We start from the raw sequence: 20561 nt of genomic DNA on the forward strand, positions 1-20561 counted from the left end.
GAGTGAGTAGTGAGTAGTGAGTAGTGAGTAGTGAGTAGTGAGTAGTGAGTAGTGAGTAGTGAGTAGTGAGTAGTGAGTAGTGAGTAGTGAGTAGTGAGTAGTGATATAAAACAAAAAGTCCGGTAAAACCGGACTTTTTGTTTTATATCACCTTTTCCTTTTCTCCGTCAGCAGATAAGCTTCGGGCGAAAGCGGGCAGAACAATGGTTGCCCGTGCAGCTGCGGGGCATAGCAAGTTTTTGCTTAAGCGCGGGGAGATGCGGGAACGAAGTAGGGCAAAATAATTGCAGCCCTGGTTCTGGCTGATTTGCAGGGCAAAGGCTATGAGCGCAAAGAAGCATTTCTGCTGAAAGCCTTTTGGTTACTTTGTGGCTACAAAGTAACAGCCTTAGCGGCAATTGAGCGCTCTACGACATGCCTCACGAATAAGCCCCTCCCTACCCTCCCGGGGGAGGGAATCACACCTGGCCACGCTTTCAGCTTGTTGTCAATTTTAAGCTCTGTTTTGTAACTTTAACATACCAAGTCACCCATATTATGGACAACCTTACAAGAGTTTACAGAATGTCATTTGCGGGCGTTTATCCGCACTACATCCAAAAAGCCGAAAGAAAAGGCCGCACCAAGGCCGAGGTAGATGAGATCATATTCTGGCTCACCGGGTACAATCAACAAACACTGCAGCAACACCTGGACAACAAAACCGATTTTGAAAACTTTTTTGCCCAGGCACCGCAAATTAATCCGAATGTATCCAAGATTACAGGTATGATCTGCGGGTACCGGGTAGAAGAAATTGAAGACAAACTGATGCAGCAGGTCAGGTATTTAGATAAGTTAGTTGATGAACTGGCGAAGGGGAAAGCAATGGAGAAGATCTTGAGGAAGTAGGGTTTTGCCAATTATTGAATTATTGATTTCTGAACCATGATTTTTAGGATTAAAGGATTACCATGATTTATGCACACACCATCTAACAGGTTTGTCATCCTGAGGAACGAAGGATCTACTCTTAAACACGCATATCGTTTAAAAGATGCTTCACTCCGTTCAGCATGACAAACATATTGTAAGAAATTCTTTATCTTCTTTTCCCCGCCAGCAGATAAGCTTCGGGCGAAAGCGGGTAGAACGATGGTGGGTAGTACGCCTGTAAGGGCATTGCGAACCTTACCTGAAGCGCGGCGAACGAAGTAGCGGTAAGGTTTAGCAGCCCGTGGTTCTGCCCGGTTTGCAGGGCTAAGGCCTTGTGCGGCAAAAAAGCATTTCTGCTGAAGCCTTTTTGGTTACTTTTGTGGCGACATACGGCGAAGCCTTCTTGAGTACCAAAAAAAACAAACCACAACGAAAAACGTGACTGGCCTTCCCGCGGCCAAGAGCGGTTATACACCATGCCCCACGAATAAACCCCTCCCTACCCTCCCCGAGGGAGGGAATCGCACCGGGCCCACGCTTTTTTAAACCTTCTATTTTACCCGGAAAAGGCTTAAAACATCTGAAATACTGCATATTCCATCGTTTTCATAGTATTAATATTTACAAGGTGCAAACATTACAACCCACCGAAAGCATTATCTTTGTAGTATAATATGATTATCCAACAGTTCTATGATAAGGGTCTGGCGCATGCATCATACGCCGTGATCCGTACAGGTAAAATGATCGTTATTGATCCGGCACGTAATCCCCAACCCTATTACGACTTTGCCCGTCAGCATGATGCCGATATTGTGGGCGTTATTGAAACGCACCCACATGCCGATTTTGTGAGCTCGCATCTGGAAATTCACCAGGCCACCAATGCCGTAATTTATTGCAGCAAACTCACCGGCGCCATTTATCCGCATGAAACTTTTGACGATGGCGATGTTATAAAGCTTAACGATATCAAATTAAAAGCCATCAATACCCCTGGTCACTCGCCCGATTCCATTTGTATTTTGCTGGAAGACGAAAATGGTAAGGACACCGCGATTTTTACCGGCGATACGCTGTTTGTAGGCGATGTAGGCCGACCAGACCTGCGTGAGAACGTGGGCAACATTACCGCCAAGAAAGAAGAACTGGCTAAACAAATGTACCAGAGCACCCGCCATAAACTCATGACGCTGCCTAAAAGCGTGGTGGTTTATCCGGCGCATGGCCCTGGCTCGTTATGCGGTAAAAACATGAGTCCGGATCTGGAAAGCACTATCGGTCGCGAACTGCGCGAAAACTATGCGCTGCAACTGATGGACGAACTGACCTTTGTTAAAACCCTCACAACCGATCAGCCTTTTACGCCCAAATATTTTGGTTATGATGTTGATCTGAATAAGAACGGTGCCCCGCTGTTACAGCAAAGCATCGATGCTATTGCCAGGATCAATGCCGAAACCGCTCTTGGAAAAGATATACTGGTGATTGACGCGCGCCCGAAACAACAGTTCAGGAGCGGTCATCTCCAGGGCGCTATTAACCTGCAGGATGGCGAAAAATTTGAAACCTGGCTGGGTTCGATATTAAGCCCCAATGAAGCTTTTTACCTGATAGCTGAAAGCGAAGACAGTCTGAATATCCTCATTAAAAAAGCGGCCAAAATAGGCTACGAAAAAAATATCAAAGCAGCATTACTGGCTCCGGCCCGTGCTTCTGAAATATCGGCCACGCTTGACCTGGACGATTTCAGGACCAATCCCCAAAACTATCATATTGTGGATGTACGTAACTACGGCGAGGTAAATGATGGCAAGGTATTTAAAGACTCCATCACCATACCCCTGCCCGAACTGCGCGAGCGCATTAGCGAAATACCAACCGACAAACCCATCGTGATCCATTGCGCTGCCGGTTACCGCTCTGCCGCGGCAGCCAGCATTGTTGCCGCTCAAATACGCAAGGTACCGGTTTATGACCTGGGCGAGGTGATTGTGGAGTTTGCATAGAGGAGTTCATAGTTGATGGTTCATAGATCATGGCTTTCGAACGTCGTTATAGCTAATGATCATTCATCACATAGAAACTAATAGCTGCAAAACCCAAACCCATGATCTATCAACTATGAACCATGAACTACAAATAGTAACTACTGCCGATGGCTCTAAAACCATCTACAACGCACAGGTAGGCGAGCATTACCACTCGCGGCATGGTGCTTTGCAGGAGAGTTTACATGTGTTTGTAAATGCCGGTCTGGATTATTTTTTAGCCCAAAGCGGAGCCCAGGAAGCCAGCATCCTGGAAGTTGGCTTTGGTACCGGACTTAATTTTTTACTGAGTGCGGCTTACTGTACTAATCATCAAATTAAGCTTCAATATACCGGAATCGAAGCTTACCCGCTTACAGCCGAAATGATGTCGCAAACAGGTTATGAGCAATACATTCCCACCGCTTTATGGGATACCTATCTGCAACAATACCCCGATGCCTTAAAAAATGAGGTAAATACAGATGCCCATACTAAATTGCAGGTAGCGCATTGCCAACTGATGGATTTTACCACGATCCAACTATACGACATCATATACTTTGATGCCTTTGCAGCCGTGCATCAGCCCGAAATGTGGGAACTGCCTGCCATAAGTCATGTAAGCAGCTTTTTAAAACCCGGCGGTGTATTTGTAACCTACGCCATCACCGGTAACCTCAAAAGGATGCTCAAAAGTTTGGGTTTCAGTATCCAAAAAATACCCGGCGCCCCCGGCAAACGCGAAATGTTGAGGGCGATTAGGGAGTTGTGAGTGATGAGTAGTGAGTTTGTCTGAATCAGAATTAACATAATTTTAAAATTTTCAGAATTTGCTTAACGCGCTGTCCGAAATCTCTGACTTCGAACAGCATATTAATTTACTTTCTTATCTTGATTCCTGATTCTTATTTCTTGCTTCCCAAAACCCTTATCTTTGCGGCATAAAAAACTAAACATATGCCTTTACAAGCACCAGCTACCGCCAATACCCCTGCCACCGGATTTGAACGCCTGCTCCATATTATGGACGATCTGAGGGCCAACTGCCCCTGGGACAAAAAGCAAACGCTGGAAAGCCTGCGGCACCTTACCATAGAAGAAACCTACGAACTGAGCGATGCCATTTTAAGTGCAGACATGCCCGAAATAAAAAAAGAGCTGGGCGATATTATGCTTCACCTGGTTTTTTATGCCAAAATAGCTTCCGAAACCAATGATTTTACCATTACCGATGTGCTCAACAGTGTATGCGAAAAGCTCATTAACCGGCACCCGCACATTTATGGTGATGTAGAGGTGCAAAACGAAGAGGACGTAAAACGCAACTGGGAACAGATTAAACTGAAAGAAGGCAACAAATCGGTACTGGGTGGCGTACCCGCTTCGTTACCGGCCCTGGTAAAAGCATCGCGCATACAGGAAAAAGCACGCGGTGTAGGGTTTGATTGGGAAGAGAAAAGCCAGGTATGGGCCAAGGTGGAAGAAGAGATGCAGGAGTTCCGTAACGAATTTAACGCCGAGGATGAAAGTACTATCGACCATGAAAAAGCCGAAGGCGAATTTGGCGACTTGCTATTCTCGCTCATCAATTATGCCCGTTTTATCAATATCAACCCAGAGAACGCGCTGGAAAAAACAAATAAAAAATTCATCAAACGCTTTCAGTATCTGGAACTTAAAGCCAAAGAAAACGGCAAACAACTACAGGACATGACCCTGGCCGAGATGGATGTATTTTGGGATGAGGCAAAAAAGTTATAAAAACTTTTAACCCTGGTGTATCGTTTTAATAAATCGCCCCGTAATGGTAAAAAAGATGAAGATTATGAAGCGAAATTTATTTTTATTATTGCCATTATTTGCATTGATAGTTTTAGGCGAAGCCTGTTCAACTAAAAACGATCCAATCCCTGCGCCGACACCACCATTTGGCACTTTTAGCGGAACTTTCAAGCTACTTGTAAGAAAAGCAAACAGCTCTGCTTATGATACAGTAAAAAAAGACCCATTGTTTTCTGTAACTCTAAGCCAGCCAAACAAATTTGTTGTAACCAGGTCCACTTCTACCATACATGCGCTAAGCAGAGGAAGCTTTCAATATAATGGTCAGCTTATAGGTTTTACTGATAGTACTTATGTGCCGGGGCCTCAACCATTAACCCGTTTGATCGGTGTATATCAAGTGGGGGTTAATGCGACACGACTTCAGTTTATACGCCCAAATAACAATTCAACACAGGATTCTGTCTGGTTTTATGATCTTTATAAAGCCGCAAACTAATTATTGTTTTAATTTCAAGGTTACCTCATTACAGAGGTAGCCTTTTATTATTAACATCTGCCTATATGGATAGTAAAGATCAGTAGTATTCAGAACACTACTGATCTTTTAGCTATTGAGGGCAAAAATTGATCATTTAAAAAATATTATTTTTACATGTATCAATAAGGCATCTTATTACGTAAGGTACTATAGATCAACAACAAAAATTTATAGGCGGAATTAAATATATTTAATGCATTCACCCCCTCGCATTACTGAAGAAGAGATCATCAGCCAATGCAAAACAGGCAGCTTAAAATACCAGGAAATGCTGTATAAGCAATTCTATGGCTATGCTATGGGTATAAGTTTGCGTTACAGTTTAAACCGGGACGATGCATTAGAAGCTGTAAATGACGCCTTTATAAAGGTTTTCAATGCCATACACAGTTATTACGTTGATAAACCCTTTAAAGCCTGGTTACGCACCATAGTGGTTAATACCGCTATTGACCGCAGGCGTAAAGACCTTAAATTTCAGCTTAATGTTGATCTGGATAATGCTGCTCCCCTTAGCAGCAATGTGGGCACAGTTGATAATTTAAATGTGCAGGATATTTTAAAACTGATGAATGAGCTGCCTGCAATTCAGCTTACCATCTTTAATTTATACGAGATAGACGGATACAATCACGACGAAATTGCAAACATGCTCGCTATTCCGGTAAGCTCATCAAGGGTTTATCTGAGCCGGGCAAAAGAAAGATTAAGAAAAATGTTAAGAAAAGAGACACAAAACCATGGATGAGCAGTTGGATAACGACTTAACCAACCGCATCAGGGAGGTGTTTGATAATTTTGACGACGCCTCGTTTCCTTCTGCTGATGAAGGTTGGTTACTGCTCAGGGAAAAATTTCCTGAAATGGAAAAGAAACGTCCGGTTGCCAGGTTATGGTGGGCAAGCGCGGCGGCTGGTATGCTGCTATTTTTAAGCATTGGTTTTTGGATGATCGGTAAAAAACAGCCTGCGGATACTACGCTGGCCGTAAAACCTGTAAAAAAATCAACAGAACAAATTACAACCGCAGATAGCGCTGTATCATTAGCTACAACAAAAGCTCCGGCTGATAAACATAACACTCCTGATGCTGGTGCAGCCCCTTTAGCCGCAACAAAAAAACCTGCCCACGAAGCAACGATTAATAAACCAACTCCTGCCATACCGGGAGCGCAAACAAATCAGGTGCCTGCTTATGCTAAAACTACTACTACAAACCAGCCTTTGCCGGCTACCACTTATACTCAGGTTGCTCCTGTTATCAAATCCAAACCAACTGTTGACAGCACTAAAAACGTCATCAGCAAAGCAAACGCGCAGCAATACGCAGCCGCCGCCAAAAGCTCAAATACAATTATTACCGATCCAATTAAAAAAGCAAAGCCGGCTGACAGTGTAAAAACGGTGATAGCCAAAGCCAACACGCAACAGCCTCCTGTAACGTCTCCGGCTGCGACCAAAGGTTCTATCATGCTTAATCAGCAACCCACACAGTCACCTAAAAAAGGTATGGAAGCGCTGTTTGCCCAGGAACAGGCCCAACAACCGCAAAAAAACAAACAGGATTATGAGGTAGATAAAAAAGTACGTTTTGGCGTATACGCAGCAACATTTTTTAACTACGCTAAAGGCAGCCGTAACCAGGTGAACGCGGGCGCGGGTGTTACTTCTGATATCAGGCTGAGTAAAAATTTAAAACTGTCAACAGGGGTGATGCTGGCTCAAAATACGTTAAGTTATAATGGAAGTACGCCGCCCACTTCAAGCCTTGATGCCCTGGCTAAGACACCGCAGGCCTTTGCGCCTTATGATAAGGAAAGTTTATTTACCGCCAACTCGTCGTTCCCGGTGCTTAAAAACTACAATGCCAGCTTGGTTGGTTTGGATATCCCGGTAAACCTCAAATATGAATTTAACCCGCAAAAAACCGACGCCTATATTTCGGCAGGCTTAAGCTCGGGTACATTTATCAACGAGGCTTATACTTCGGTGTATGGTTATTCGGCCGGGGCTTCTACCCAAACAACAGAAGATGTAAGTCGCAAAAGCTTCAACAGTTTCTATTTTGCCAAAATGCTCAACGTATCTTTCGGTATAGGTACCCCTGTGGGTAAAGGCAACCGTTTGATCATCGAGCCATTCTTAAAATACCCTATTGATGGCCTCGGTTCACAACAGATCCAATTCGGTTCGGCAGGTTTAAATTTGAAATTTAATTTTACAGGGAAGAAGTAAGATTTAGTATCAAGTAGCAGAGGTGGTATCAAGTAGCTAGTATCAAGTATCAAGATTGATTTTACTGGGTTGGTTATCGAATACTGCTATTAAAAAGTCGTGATACTTGATACTTGATACTTGATACTAATCTTAAAATTCCTACTTAAACCTGATAGCTTTTACCGGTGATATTTTGCTTACCAGCATAGATGGGATGATGAGCACTAACAGGCAAATAACCAGCGTACCTAAATTGAGCAGGAAAATATCGCCGAAAGTAAACTCCACGGGTACAAAGGTCATGTAATATGATGCCTGGTCGAGCTTAAAAAAGTGGGTTTGCTGCTGAAAGAAACCCAGGCCCAGGCCCAGCGCGTTACCCAGTAACAACCCTAAGCCAATAAGATAAGTGGCATTAAACAAAAACACCTTTTGTATATTCCAGTTGGTGGCACCCATGGCCTTAAACATGCCTATCATAGAGGTGCGTTCCAGGATCATGATAAGCAATGCCGATATCATATTGATCACCGCTACAATCACCATCAGCACCAGCATCACTACAGAGTTTACATCCAGCAGGTTGAGCCATTCAAATATGGCAGGATAATCCTCGCCTACCGTGTAGGAGCGTAGTTTTACAGGCAGTATCTCATCCAGGCGGTTGGCGGCATAGTCAACCTGGTTAAAATCTGATACGTGCAATTCATACTCTCCAATTTCGCCGGGCTTCCAGTCGTTAAGTCTATTGATCAGTGATAAGGAGCCGATGACAAAAGTTTTATCCACCTCTTCCACCCCGATACTAAATATCCCCTTTATTTTAAACTGTCGCTTACGCAATGGCTCCTGCACAAAATACATCAGCAGTTTATCGCCCACCTTTAATTTGAGGCGGTTTGCCGTAGTTTGCGATAGCATGATCTCTTTTTGAGCTTCTACCGAGTCGGTAAAGTTGATCACATCACCGGCTATCATGGTTTTCTTAAAATAGCTCCAATCGTAGTTTTTATCCACGCCTTTCAGTACTACCCCTTCTATTTCATTATTCGCCTTAATAATACCCGGTTTGGTAGCAAAAGGCATTATCCTGGTGATGAACGGGCTTTTCATCGCCCGACCTTCAAATTTAGGGTCGGCAAGGAAAGGGGAGCTTTCGTACGAGCTGTTCAGATCAAATTTCACTACCCTGATGTCGCCGGCAAAACCACGGATCTTTTCACGGATCTCGCGTTTAAAGCCTTTCACAATGGCCAGCGATAGTATCATCACTCCCAAACCCAGCATAATACCAATAATGGCAATGCGCACAATCAGCTTTGAAAAGGTGCGTTTTGACTTAAAAGTTATCCGGGCTGATATAAAAGAGGCGAAACTCAATGCAGAATGATTTTTTGTACCTTCGCAAATATGCGGTTTTGCTGCTAAACCTGCTACTTTAAAAATTGTTTAAACATAATATTTTATGCTACGAACACGTATTTTACTGCAATGTGCTTTTATAATGGTTTTATGGGCAAATACGGCATGCGGTAGCCCAGCTGCCTGCACCGGCTGCGACTCTGCAAAAACTAAACCCAACGAAGAAATAATCACTGGAATAATCACTGGCGCCGACCAGGTTCCGCTGTATATTAACTATCTTAAAGGAAAAAATATTGGGATGGTAGTAAATCAAACTTCTGTTATTGGCAAAAATTTAAAGTCGAGCGTAGATAGTTTGCTGCATGCCGGTATTACCATAAAAAAGGTATTCGGCCCCGAACATGGTTTTAGGGGGAATGCCAGCAACGGCGCCAGCGTAAGCGATGATGTTGATACAAAAACAGGTTTGCCGGTGATATCCCTTTATGGCAACAAACACTATAAACCTACAGCGGAGGACCTAAAGGGTATCGACCTGATGATATTTGACCTTCAAGATGTGGGCGTTCGTTTCTACACCTACATATCAACCCTGCACTACGTAATGGAGGCCTGTGCCGAAAACAATATCGAGCTCATGATTCTGGACAGGCCCAATCCTAACGGCTACCTGATTGATGGCCCCATACTGGATACAGCCAATGTGCCCCGCGCCTTTGTAGCCATGCACCCCATCCCCATCAGTCACGGCATGACCATTGCCGAATATGCCCAAATGATCAATGGCGAAGGCTGGTTAAAGGATGGCATCAAGTGCAAATTAAAGGTCATTAAGGTAGCCAATTACAAACACGCTTTACCTTACAGGTTACCGGTAAATCCGTCGCCAAATTTAAATACCGATCAATCCATCATCCTGTATCCAAGCGTATGTTTGTTTGAAGGCACTACATTTAGCCTGGGTCGCGGTACATTTTTTCCTTTCCTGGAGGTAGGTCATCCTTTGTTAAAAGGGAAATATACATTTTCGTTCACCCCGGTAAGTATTAAGGGCATGAGCGAAGATCCGCCGCAGAAAGACAAAGAATGTTTTGGGGTGGACTTAAAAGAACGGAGTACAGATATGATCCGCAAGAAAGGGCGGCTTGATCTATCGTTACTGATGGAGCTATACAAAGCGTTTCCGGATAAAGCACATTTTTTTAACGCCTATTTTACCAAACTGGCCGGCACTCCCGAATTACGGAAGCAGATTGAGGCAGGGAAAAGTGAAGAGGAGATCCGCAAAAGCTGGGAACCCGGACTAAACAAATTTAAAACCGTAAGGCGCAAATATTTATTATACGAATAAGATAGTATCGAGTAATTAGTATCAAGTATCAAGACTTTTTAAAACAAAGTTCAATAACCATACTGGCAAAATCTTGATACTTGATACTAACTACTTGATACCCCAAAAAAAGAATAGCATGAGAATTGTATTTATGGGTACCCCCGAGTTTGCCGTTGCATCGTTAGATGAGTTGATTAAGGCAGGCAGCAATATTGTTGGTGTAGTTACCGCACCGGATAAACCATCGGGTCGCGGACAAAAGGTAAGCGAATCGGCAGTGAAACAATATGCGGTAGCCAACGGACTGAAAGTATTGCAACCTGAAAAATTGAAAAACCCTGAGTTTTTGGCCGAGCTGAAAGCGCTCAACGCCGATTTGCAAGTGGTTGTAGCCTTCCGGATGCTACCCGAGGTAGTTTGGGCCATGCCACCAAAAGGTACTATTAATTTACATGCATCACTTCTACCCCAATACCGCGGTGCGGCCCCTATCAACTGGGTGCTCATCAACGGCGAAAAGGAAAGCGGCGCCACCACATTTTTCCTCAAGCATGAAATTGATACCGGCGATGTGCTGTTTACCGAAAAGGTAACCCTGAACGGTCACGAAACGGCCGGTATGCTGCACGACTGGCTCATGAACAAGGGCGCAGGTTTGCTGGTAAAAACCGTAAAAGCGGTGGAAAGCGGTCGTTACCACGAGCACCCGCAAACCGCCTTGCTCACCGGCGAAGAGCTGAAGCATGCGCCAAAAATTTTCAAAGAAGATTGCCTTATCGACTGGACACAACCAGCTCAAAGCATCTATAACAAGATACGCGGGCTCAGTCCTATCCCTACCGCTTATACCGAGCTTAACGGCAAAGTTTTAAAGATATACGGTTCCGAACTACAAGAGCAAGAACCCGCCATACAACCGGGCGGTTTTCTTACCGATAATAAAACCTACCTGAAATTTGCCGCAAAAGATGGCTTTATCAGTGTTACCGATATTCAGATGGAAGGCAAAAAACGCATGGGTATTGAAGATTTTTTGAGGGGGATGAGGTTGTAAAAGGGAGATTTTATAACTGGTTAAGTTTTGCTCCGATGGAGCAAAGATTTGAATTATTTTTTTCTACAAAGCTTTAGCCCCTACTGGGCTATTTTATCTTAAATCATTTATTTCTATTCCGGAGGAACAAAAGAATTATTTTTCTACAAAGCTTTAGCCCCTACTGGGCTATTTTACCTTAAATCATTTATTTCTGTTCCAGAGGAACAAAAGATTTTTTTTCTACAAAGCTTTAACCCCTACCGGGTTATTTTATCTTAAATCATTTATTCTGTTCCGGAGGAACAAAAGAATTATTTTTTCTACAAAGCTTCAACCCCTACCGGGTTATTTTACCTTAAATCATTTATTTCTATTCCGGAGGAACAAAAGAATTATTTTTCCTACAAAACTTTAACCCATACCGGGTTATTTTACCTTAAATCATTTATTTCTATTCCGGAGGAACAAAAGAATTATTTTTTCTACAAAGCTTTAACCCCTACCGGGTTATTTTATCTTAAATCATTTATTCTGTTCCAGAGGAACAAAAGCTTTGTAGAAAATAATAGTAAATTTGATTGTGCACCATAGGTGCACAACCTTTTTATGCCTAACACCTATACGCAATTATACATCCATTTTGTATTCGCGGTTAAATATCGCGCTTCATTAATTAGCAAAGATTGGGACGACCGGTTACGATTGTATATAACAGCGATTACCCAAAATCATGGGCACAAAGTAATAGCTATTAACAACATGCCCGATCATTTGCATTTGTTTATTGGTTTAAATCCAAAACATGCCATCTCCGACTTGATACGAACCATAAAAAGCGATTCTTCTGAATGGATCAATAAAGAAAAATTAACCCATGGCAAATTTCAATGGCAGGAAGGATATGGAGCTTTTAGCTACAGTCGATCGCAAGTTGACAAAGTGGTAAATTACATATTAACTCAAGAGGAACATCACCAAAAAAAGACGTTTATAGAGGAATATAAGCATCTCTTAAAAAACTTTGATATTGTGTTTGAAGAGCAATATATTTTCAAACTACCCGAATAACGGCTAAGTTTTGCTCCGATGGAGCAAAAATCAATTATACTATTCTTCTACAAAGCTTTAACCCATCTTGGGATTAGCATACTGCGCCTCCCTGTTCCAAAAGAACAAAACTATTTCCCTCGGCGCCATTGTTGGTGTTGTCACCAACTTATTACCATCAGCCAAGTAGTAGAATGTTAGTCACAACACCAACATTGGCGCGGTACTATTCATTCCTGCTTCGGACACTTTCTACAAAGCTTTAACCCATCTTGGGGTTAGCATACTGCGCCTCCCTGTTCCAAAAGAACAAAACTATTTCCCTCGGTGCCATTGTTGGTGTTGTCACCAACTTATTACCATCAGCCAAGTAGTAGAATGTTAGTCACAACACCAACATTGGCGCAGTACTATTCCTTCCTGCTTTGGAGAACTTTCTACAAAGCTTTAACCCATCTTAGGGTTAGCATACCGCACCTCCCTGTTCCAAAAGAACAAAAACTTTGCAAAAACTATTTTCCCATAAAGCTTTAATCTCTCTGGTATTATACTACATCCCTGTTCCGGAGGAACAAAAGCTTTGTAGAAAATAAAATAAAGGTAAATGAGCTCCGTAGGTGCTCAACCCATCTACTATTTTTTAAAATGCAAAATCGTTCTCCCCCATCAACCTAAAGTCAAAATAAAATAAACACTTCGTTAATAATCACCATGTTTGCTATTTTTGCGGCCACAAATTTATTATCCATGGCCAATTACAGCGACAGAATCGCCCTGCTTAAATCCGAGATCCAGCCTTTGCGTGAGCAATTGATACAGCACGAGCTTTATAAAAACATCAATTCTTTAGAGGAGCTTACCGTTTTTATGGATCATCACGTTTTTGCGGTGTGGGATTTTATGTCGCTGCTAAAATCATTACAGCAAAAATTAACCTGTACCGTTACGCCATGGATGCCTACCGGTAACTCCAACACCCGTTACCTGATCAACGAAATTGTTACCGGCGAGGAAAGTGATGTGGACGAAGCAGGCAACCGCACCAGTCATTTTGAGTTGTACCTGCGCGCCATGCAGCAGGCCGGTAGCGAGGCTGTAGCTATCAACAACCTTTTCAATGAACTTAATTTTGGCAAACATATTGACGAGGCCCTCATTATTGCCGATATCCCGGTAGCGGCACGCAATTTTGTGCAGCATACTTTTGAAGTGATCGACAGTCCTAAAAATTATGTGCAGGCCGCCGTGTTTACTTTCGGCCGGGAGGATCTGATACCTGATATGTTTGTGAGCATAGTAAAAGAGCTTAGCCAACAACTACCGGGCAAGGTTGATATTTTGCTGTATTACCTGGAACGCCACATTGAGGTTGACGGTGATCACCACTCTCAGTTAGCCTACCAAATGACCGCGGAGCTTTGCGGTGATGATGATACCCAATGGCAGGAAGCGACAGAAGCTGTAAAAGAAGCCCTGCAAACCCGCATAGCCCTTTGGGATGGTATCTTGGCAGCTATTAAAGCGCCGGTAGGTTCTGAGTTATAAGTTATAAATTCCAGCCACGTCATTACGAGGAGGCAATCCCAGATTGGCAGAACGTCTCTGTAAGTCGGGGATTGCCACACTACACTCGCAATGACGCGCTATTTTTAATGTTTTATTCCCTACAGCTTATTCAACTCATCCATCAGCACCTTGCTGATACGGTTAAAATAGCGCCGTACGCCAAAGCCCATTACCGATTGGATGCCGCGGGTGGCATTGGTTAAAAACACTTCGTCGGCCTCGTATAAAATATCGGGATTAATCTGGGCCTCGGTAATATCGATATTATTTTCCTGGGCTAGTTTAATTACCACCTGGCGCATTATGCCTTCCACACAACCTTCGCTTAAAGCGGGGGTATACAGGTGATTTTGGTAATAGATAAATATATTGGAGCTGCTGGCTTCGCATAAAAAACCGTTCTGGTTAAGCAAAAACACATCATCCAGCTTGTTTTGGGTTTTGTAGATCCCCGCCATCACATAAATAAGCGAGTTGCAGGTTTTAATGTTCGACAGGTAGTTTAACGGTTTGGGTAATTCGCTGAACACATCCATAATGAGGCCCTTTTCGTTCAGAAAATAACGCGGCTCTTCAGATGCGGTAAGCTCCAGGCAATACCCCATTTTATTTTGTGATGGGGTATACAAACCCTCGGCATCACGGTAAACGGTCAAACGAAGACGACCGTGTTTCACCTTATTCCGCTTGGCCAGTTCTTCCGCAATGTCTTTTAAAAACCATGCGTCCATTTGTGAGTAGCCATCAATTTTGAGCGCCTTCATCCCCCGTTGCAAGCGGTCGGCATGCTGATCGGCAAATTTGAGCTGTCCTTTCATTAAGCGCATACTTTCAAACAAGCCATCGCCATACTTAAAAGCCCGGTTGGCTACAGTAAGCAGCTGGCTGTTCGCCGGAATTATATCTCCATTAAAATTGATCAAAACGGGTGTCATGTAGATGTGCAGATATCAGATGTGCAAATGTGCGGATTTTTTTAGATGCGGAAATACTTACAGCGTAATTCATATGTGATGCTCGTGTAAAATCATAGCATGGCATGTTGTACAAAAACCATGCTTAGTTTACACGTTAAGTTATCTATAACTCTTCGGAATCTGTATTTGTTTGATTAGCAGCCGATGTATATTTACGCCATTTTTGCAGTACGCTTTCAAAATCTTGTGGCAGGGGCGATTCAAAGGCGATCTGCTTTTTTAGTGTCGGATGCAAAAAGCCGAGGGTTTGCGCATGCAGGGCCTGCCGGGGCATCAGCTCAAAGCAATTTTCAACAAACTGTTTGTATTTGCTGAACACGGTACCCTTCAATATCTTATCACCGCCATAGGTAGCATCACTGAACAGCGGGTGACCAATATGCTTCATATGCGCCCTGATCTGATGGGTACGTCCGGTTTCCAACTGGCATTCAATCAGGGTAACATATCCCATCCGTTCCAAAACCTTATAATGGGTTACCGACCATTTGCCCTTTTCCGGGTCATCATATATCGACATTACCCGACGGTCATTCACACTACGACCGATATAACCGGTCACAGTGCCATCTTCGGGCAGATCGCCCCAGGCCAGGGCCACGTATTTACGGGTAATGGTATGATCAAAAAACTGCTTGGCCAACCAGTTCATGGAGCGTTCGTTTTTGCTGATGAGCAGCAAACCCGAGGTATCTTTGTCAATGCGATGAACCAAACCTGGCCGTCCATCATTACCCGGCAAAGTAGGTAACTGCTGAAAATGGTAAACCAACGCGTTAACCAGCGTACCGGTATAATTGTTATAACCCGGATGCACCACCATGCCGGCGGCTTTATCAACCACCAGCACGTCGTCATCCTCATAAACAATATTGATGGGGATATTTTCGGGGTAAACCTCAGTATCGCGCGGCGGGTGCGGCAATACCACCGATATCACATCAAGCGGTTTTACCCGGTAGCTCGATTTTACAGGCTTGTCGTTTACCAGCACGTTTTCCAGCTCAATAGCATTCTGGATGCGGTTGCGCGAGGCATTCTCCACGCGGTGCATCAAAAATTTATCAATACGCAACAGCGATTGCCCTTTGTCAACCACAACGCGCAAGTGCTCATATAAGTCCTGTTCCTCCTGCTCTATAAACTCGGTATCGTCTGCCATTTGAGCGCAAAAGTAATCGTTTTTTACGTTAATAGTATCAAGTAGCTAGTATCAAGTATCATGACTACCTGCAGCTTTAATATATAGCAGCTTATCAGAAAATCCTCATATTTGATGATTAATTAGTATCGAGCAGCTAGTATCAAGTATCACGACTCTTTAAACAAAGTTTAAGAATCCATAAACCACAAAATCTTGATACTTGATACTAGCTACTTGATACTAAAAAAACTACTTGATACTAAAAAATGCATATCGATCTCGAAATTTTCAGTCCGGTTCACCCCATCAACAATCCTCTGTTTGATGCGCATGGCATAAAAGTTTTTCTGAAACGCGACGATCTGATACATCCCATGATATCGGGCAATAAATGGCGTAAACTAAAATACCTGCTGAAAACCACGCAGAGCCAGGGCAAAAATCACCTGGTAACCTTTGGCGGCGCATACTCCAATCACTTGCTTGCCACGGCAGCAGCCTCAGCACGTTTCGGTTTTAAAACTACCGGCATTGTACGTGGCGAAGAGGTAAATAACGATACCTTGTTTTTATGCAAGCTGCACGGCATGCAGTTGTTATTTACCGATCGTGATAGCTACCGCGATAAAACAGCTTTATTTAATCAACATTTTGGGGATGACACCAACGCTTTTTTTATTGACGAAGGCGGCGCATCGCCCGAAGCTGCCCAGGGTTGCGCCGAATTGGTTGACGAATTGACCGAAACCTATGATCATATTTTTTGCGCCTGCGGTACAGGCACCACAGCCGCCGGAATTATCAACGGCTTAAATAATCATCAGCTTAAAACCTGTTTTCATGCGGTACCGGTATTTAAAAACGGTGAGTTTATCCGGGAGGAGATCAATCGTTTTCTGACCGCTCCTACGGATTACGACCTCCATACAGATTACCATTTTGGCGGTTATGGCAAGGCGGATGCCCAGCTGATTAGTTTTATAAAAGAATTTGTAGCATCTACCGGCATCGTGATCGAACCGGTGTATACCGGCAAAATGATGTACGCGCTTTATGATCTCATCGGCAAAGGTCATTTTGAATCCGGCAGCAAGATCCTGGCCATTCATAGCGGCGGCATCTGGGGTTTGTTGGGTATGAAAGATAAGTTTTGACCAAAAAAATGCCTGGCTCCGAAACCAGGCATTCCATTTAGAATTAATATATGGGATTGTTTAGTTGCCTACTGTAAAGGCTTCCCATCCCGAGGCTGTAGCACGGTTGCAGGTCATGGCCTGGGTTCCGTTTTCGCTGCTGATAAATTTACCGTTATTACCGCGCAGGGTTACTTTGCCATCCGGAGTGGTTATCCAGTCAAATTTTTCCCAGTCGCTGGCAGTAGCGCGGTTACAGGTTATGGCCATAGTACCATTTTCTGATGATACATATTTGGCTTTGCTGCGTAAAGATATTTTACCGCCTCCCGCGTCAATTACGGTAAAATGTTCGGTGTCACCAGCGGTAGCATGGGTACAGGTCATGGCCTGGGTGCCGTTCTCGCCGCTCACATACAAACCGTTAAAGCCCTTTAATGATATAACAGAGCCTATGGGTGGATTGCTGCCGGTTGGAGGATTGGTACCGCCCAGCTGATCATAAATAGCCGAAAGCAATGAGTTGGCGCCGACAGCATCCTGAGATAATTCCCAGATCATGATACCCCCACCCTGATTAACAGCCAGTGTTGTTTTGCTTTTAATGGTAGGGATACCGTTATAACCTATACCGTTCCAGGTATCAGAGTTAGGGCTACCACCACCTGCCAGGATATCAGCATAAGAGGTGTACGGCTCCCTGCCATAAAAGGGTACGCCTAAAATGGCTTTTGCTTTTGGCAAGCCTCTGCCTATCCAGTAATTTAATGAAGTTTGAGCCAGTGAATAAGGCGAGTGATTTGAACCTCCGCCATCATAGGCCATCAGGTTTAAAAAGTCAACATAACCAAAAACGCTTGCAGGTATGGATGAACCACCGTCTGACACAACAGCCGAGGATAACAATTTACCCTGGTTATGCAAAGTGGTGCTTAACAGCTGCATTAAAGCCGCGTAGTTATTTGATGAAGCTCCATTATCCGGATACTCCCAGTCAATGTCAACACCATCCAGCCCGTACTGGTTTACTACACCTACAATGTTGTTGGTGAATGTTTGGCGTGAGCCAGAATTGGCCGCCATGGCTTCAAATGCGCTATCGTTACCATCATTCCATCCGCCTACAGCTATAGATACCTTTACGCCATTGGCATGGGCCTTTGCTACCAGGGTTGATAGTCTGCCTCCATCTATAGAAGTAAGCCCGCCTGAGTTGGTTGGTAATACAAACGCGTAAATAAGGTGGGTAAGCTTAGTATACTGAATTTGATTAAGATCACCGGCCCAGCTGGGTATATAACCCACTACCTTGAAGCCGGCAGGGATAGCCGAAGTACCCACTGGCCTGTTAGGCACATCGGGCGAAGGAGTTGGAGCAGAAGGTGACATGTTGTTGTCTTTTCGACAAGAAGAAAGTGCCAGAAGCACCACGGCCACACAAAGTAGCAGGAACGAGTTAAACTTTGTTTTCATAAATAAATAGATTAGTGGTTATTTGGATATAGTTAATTAATACCGGCGGTGAGTAGCCGGTATTAATTATTGATCATATGGTGATTTAGTTACCTACGGTAAAAGCTTCCCAGCCCGAGGCTGTAGCCCGGTTACAGGTCATGGCCTGTGTACCGTTTTCGCTGCTGATGAATTTGCCGTTATTACCGCGCAGGGTTACTTTGCCATCTGGAGTGGTTATCCAGTCAAATTTTTCCCAGTCACTTGCAGTGGCCCGGTTACAGGTAATGGCCATAGTACCGTTTTCTGAGGATACGAATTTGGCTTTGCTGCGCAGGGAGATTTTACCGCCACCAGCATCAATTACGGTAAAGTGTTCGGTATCGCCGGCTGTGGCATGGGTGCAGGTCATGGCCTGGGTGCCATTCTCGCCGCTCACATACAAACCGTTAAAGCCCTTTAATGAAATTACGCTACCTATCGGCGGATTGCTGCCTGTTGGAGGCGTTGTACCACCATGTGCCACGATCACGTTATGAATGGTTGACAGCAGGGAGTTTGCTCCGGTAGCATCACCGGCCAGTTCCCATATCATCATACCGGCTATACCACGGTCAAATGATAAGTTAGTTTTATTGGTAATAGTTGGGATACCGTTATAACCATAATTTTGAAAAGTATCTGAATTTGGACTACCACCGAGGGCCAGTACATCGTTATAATTTTTGGTGATATAATCTCCCCTGTTGTCGCGAGCGTAGAATGGCACACCCAAAACGGTTTTTTCCAGCGCCAGGCCTCTACCGCTCCAATAGTTCAAACAGTCAACTGCCGATTGATAGGTGGAATGCTGAAAGTTATTATCATCATAATCCATAATATTCAGCCAATCGACAGAAGTCATGGTGGTGCTGGTTACATAAGTAGCCCCGGTTGAAATAACAGCTGCCGATGTTAATTTACCGATGTTGTGCATCGCATTAGCCAATGACTGCATCATCAGGGCAAAGTTATTGGCTTCGGTACCTGCCGAAGGGAATTCCCAGTCGATATCCACGCCATCCAGGTTATTTTGGTTTACGTAGTTAACCATAGTATTCACAAACGCGGTGCGTAAGCTGGAGCTTGCTACTATGGTATGAAAAGCATCGCCACCACCACCACCGCCAACAGCGATAAGCGCCTTTATACCATTATTATGCGCCAGCGTAACCATATTGGCCAGTTTGCCAGGATTATCGATAGCGGTTAAGCCCCCACTTGTTGTTGGCGAAATAAAGGCGTAAATAATATGGGTTAACTTGCTATACTGCACGGCATTTACATCGCCCTCCCAGCTGGGTAAATAAGCTACTACTTTAAATGTGGCAGCAGTTACCGCGTTAGTACCTTGTTTATTATTTGCCTCCGCATTATTATTTACGGGTGCAAAGTCGGCCCGGTTATCTTTTTTACACGATGATAAGGCAAATAATACCGAGCACACCAGGAAGAGCAGAAAAGAGTTAAAATTTAATTTCATAAGTTAAGAGTTAAGTGGTTAATAATGTATTTATGATTGGTTTGTTAAGTTTTAGTCAACAAAAAGGCACCTACCCAACAGACATTTGCAGGCTTATAAATATCAAATCATGATATCAATAGTTATAGTAATAAGTAATTCAGGGTATGTTTTATAAAAGTAAAGCTAGTGTAATATTTTGTTATAAATAGCTTAAAAACAGCACAATACGCTTTAATAACAAGCATTGTAGTGCTTTTGTAGGGTATCATTACGATAAATATATTATGAATATTATCGAAAAATATTTTTCCTGATACGCTTAACTCACAGTTTGCCTTTTAGTTAAGCACATCATATGGGGAATGAAGGAGCAACATGGCTTCCCGGGGATGATGTGTACCGAAGGATAGCAGACATGTCGTATAGTCACCTGGTCTATGCTTCGCTGGACCAGCTTCTTCGTCTACTGCGGAAATAGGATATTTGAAAAGTTTATCTCCACGCGTCATTGCGAGGA

General features: G+C 43.7%; 18 protein-coding genes. 12 read left to right on the forward strand and 6 right to left on the reverse strand.

Annotation, left to right across the window (positions count from 1 at the left end; genetic code table 11):
• Window positions 1-537 precede the first annotated feature (537 nt).
• Window positions 538-891 carry a DUF2200 domain-containing protein gene (locus FHW89_RS17095; protein WP_172336274.1) on the forward strand — a complete coding sequence of 118 codons (354 nt, stop codon included), beginning with the start codon at window positions 538-540 and terminating at the stop codon, window positions 889-891.
• A gap of 190 nt (window positions 892-1081) precedes the next feature.
• Here the strand turns inward: FHW89_RS17095 and FHW89_RS17100 are convergent, their stop codons facing one another.
• Entirely contained in the window at window positions 1082-1393 is a 312-nt protein-coding gene (locus FHW89_RS17100; RefSeq protein WP_172336275.1) for a hypothetical protein, read from the reverse strand.
• 196 nt (window positions 1394-1589) lie between these two features.
• Here FHW89_RS17100 and FHW89_RS17105 point away from each other — a divergent pair, with 196 nt between their 5' ends.
• From FHW89_RS17105 to FHW89_RS17130, 6 genes are all read left to right on the forward strand, one after another.
• Window positions 1590-2924, forward strand: coding sequence for a rhodanese-like domain-containing protein (locus tag FHW89_RS17105; RefSeq protein WP_172336276.1), 1335 nt, complete (start codon window positions 1590-1592; stop codon window positions 2922-2924).
• 115 nt (window positions 2925-3039) lie between these two features.
• Window positions 3040-3720, forward strand: coding sequence for a tRNA (5-methylaminomethyl-2-thiouridine)(34)-methyltransferase MnmD (mnmD, locus tag FHW89_RS17110; protein ID WP_172336277.1), 681 nt, complete (start codon window positions 3040-3042; stop codon window positions 3718-3720).
• A gap of 185 nt (window positions 3721-3905) precedes the next feature.
• On the forward strand, window positions 3906-4709 hold the full coding sequence (gene mazG, locus FHW89_RS17115; RefSeq protein ID WP_172336278.1) for a nucleoside triphosphate pyrophosphohydrolase: 804 nt from the start codon (window positions 3906-3908) through the stop codon (window positions 4707-4709).
• Between the two features lie 43 nt (window positions 4710-4752).
• The gene (locus FHW89_RS17120; protein WP_172336279.1) at window positions 4753-5229 is read left to right on the forward strand and encodes a hypothetical protein; all 477 of its coding nucleotides are present in this window, start codon (window positions 4753-4755) and stop codon (window positions 5227-5229) included.
• 235 nt (window positions 5230-5464) lie between these two features.
• Complete coding sequence (locus tag FHW89_RS17125; RefSeq protein ID WP_172336280.1) at window positions 5465-6019, forward strand: RNA polymerase sigma factor; 555 nt, start codon at window positions 5465-5467, stop codon at window positions 6017-6019.
• Window positions 6012-7505 carry an outer membrane beta-barrel protein gene (locus FHW89_RS17130; RefSeq protein ID WP_172336281.1) on the forward strand — a complete coding sequence of 498 codons (1494 nt, stop codon included), beginning with the start codon at window positions 6012-6014 and terminating at the stop codon, window positions 7503-7505. The genes FHW89_RS17125 and FHW89_RS17130 overlap by 8 nt, the downstream gene beginning before the upstream one ends.
• A 141-nt stretch (window positions 7506-7646) precedes the next feature.
• On the opposite strand, the gene FHW89_RS17135 is transcribed toward FHW89_RS17130, so the two are convergent.
• Complete coding sequence (locus tag FHW89_RS17135; protein ID WP_172336282.1) at window positions 7647-8867, reverse strand: FtsX-like permease family protein; 1221 nt, start codon at window positions 8865-8867, stop codon at window positions 7647-7649.
• 85 nt (window positions 8868-8952) lie between these two features.
• Between FHW89_RS17135 and FHW89_RS17140 the strand changes: the two genes are divergently transcribed.
• The 4 genes from FHW89_RS17140 to FHW89_RS17155 all read left to right on the forward strand — a co-directional run bounded on the left by FHW89_RS17140 (window position 8953) and on the right by FHW89_RS17155 (window position 13813).
• The gene (locus FHW89_RS17140; protein WP_172336283.1) at window positions 8953-10203 is read left to right on the forward strand and encodes an exo-beta-N-acetylmuramidase NamZ domain-containing protein; all 1251 of its coding nucleotides are present in this window, start codon (window positions 8953-8955) and stop codon (window positions 10201-10203) included.
• A gap of 118 nt (window positions 10204-10321) precedes the next feature.
• A complete protein-coding gene (gene fmt, locus FHW89_RS17145) occupies window positions 10322-11239 on the forward strand; it encodes a methionyl-tRNA formyltransferase (RefSeq protein ID WP_172336284.1) in 918 nt (305 codons plus the stop codon).
• A 588-nt stretch (window positions 11240-11827) separates the two neighbouring features.
• Window positions 11828-12289: an IS200/IS605 family transposase gene (tnpA, locus tag FHW89_RS17150; RefSeq protein ID WP_172336285.1), complete on the forward strand. Its 462-nt coding sequence runs from the start codon at window positions 11828-11830 to the stop codon at window positions 12287-12289.
• Window positions 12290-12979: 690 nt separating this feature from the next.
• On the forward strand, window positions 12980-13813 hold the full coding sequence (locus FHW89_RS17155) for a DUF3050 domain-containing protein (protein ID WP_253952258.1): 834 nt from the start codon (window positions 12980-12982) through the stop codon (window positions 13811-13813).
• Window positions 13814-13932: 119 nt separating this feature from the next.
• Here FHW89_RS17155 and FHW89_RS17160 read toward each other — a convergent pair whose 3' ends face one another.
• Both FHW89_RS17160 and FHW89_RS17165 read right to left on the reverse strand, forming a co-directional pair.
• On the reverse strand, window positions 13933-14769 hold the full coding sequence (locus FHW89_RS17160; RefSeq protein ID WP_172336286.1) for an aminotransferase class IV: 837 nt from the start codon (window positions 14767-14769) through the stop codon (window positions 13933-13935).
• 145 nt (window positions 14770-14914) lie between these two features.
• Window positions 14915-15973 (reverse strand): RluA family pseudouridine synthase, encoded by a 1059-nt coding sequence (locus FHW89_RS17165; RefSeq protein WP_172336287.1) that lies wholly within the window; start codon window positions 15971-15973, stop codon window positions 14915-14917.
• A 248-nt stretch (window positions 15974-16221) separates the two neighbouring features.
• On the opposite strand from FHW89_RS17165, the gene FHW89_RS17170 reads away from it, so the two are divergent.
• Window positions 16222-17109 (forward strand): 1-aminocyclopropane-1-carboxylate deaminase/D-cysteine desulfhydrase, encoded by an 888-nt coding sequence (locus tag FHW89_RS17170; protein WP_172336288.1) that lies wholly within the window; start codon window positions 16222-16224, stop codon window positions 17107-17109.
• A 60-nt stretch (window positions 17110-17169) separates the two neighbouring features.
• Here the strand turns inward: FHW89_RS17170 and FHW89_RS17175 are convergent, their stop codons facing one another.
• The gene (locus tag FHW89_RS17175; protein ID WP_216650605.1) at window positions 17170-18561 is read right to left on the reverse strand and encodes a glycosyl hydrolase family 18 protein; all 1392 of its coding nucleotides are present in this window, start codon (window positions 18559-18561) and stop codon (window positions 17170-17172) included.
• 85 nt (window positions 18562-18646) lie between these two features.
• Window positions 18647-20062, reverse strand: coding sequence for a glycosyl hydrolase family 18 protein (locus tag FHW89_RS17180; protein ID WP_172336289.1), 1416 nt, complete (start codon window positions 20060-20062; stop codon window positions 18647-18649).
• Window positions 20063-20561: the final 499 nt, after the last annotated feature.

The organism is Mucilaginibacter sp. SG564, assembly GCF_013149275.1.
GTDB lineage: Bacteria > Bacteroidota > Bacteroidia > Sphingobacteriales > Sphingobacteriaceae > Mucilaginibacter.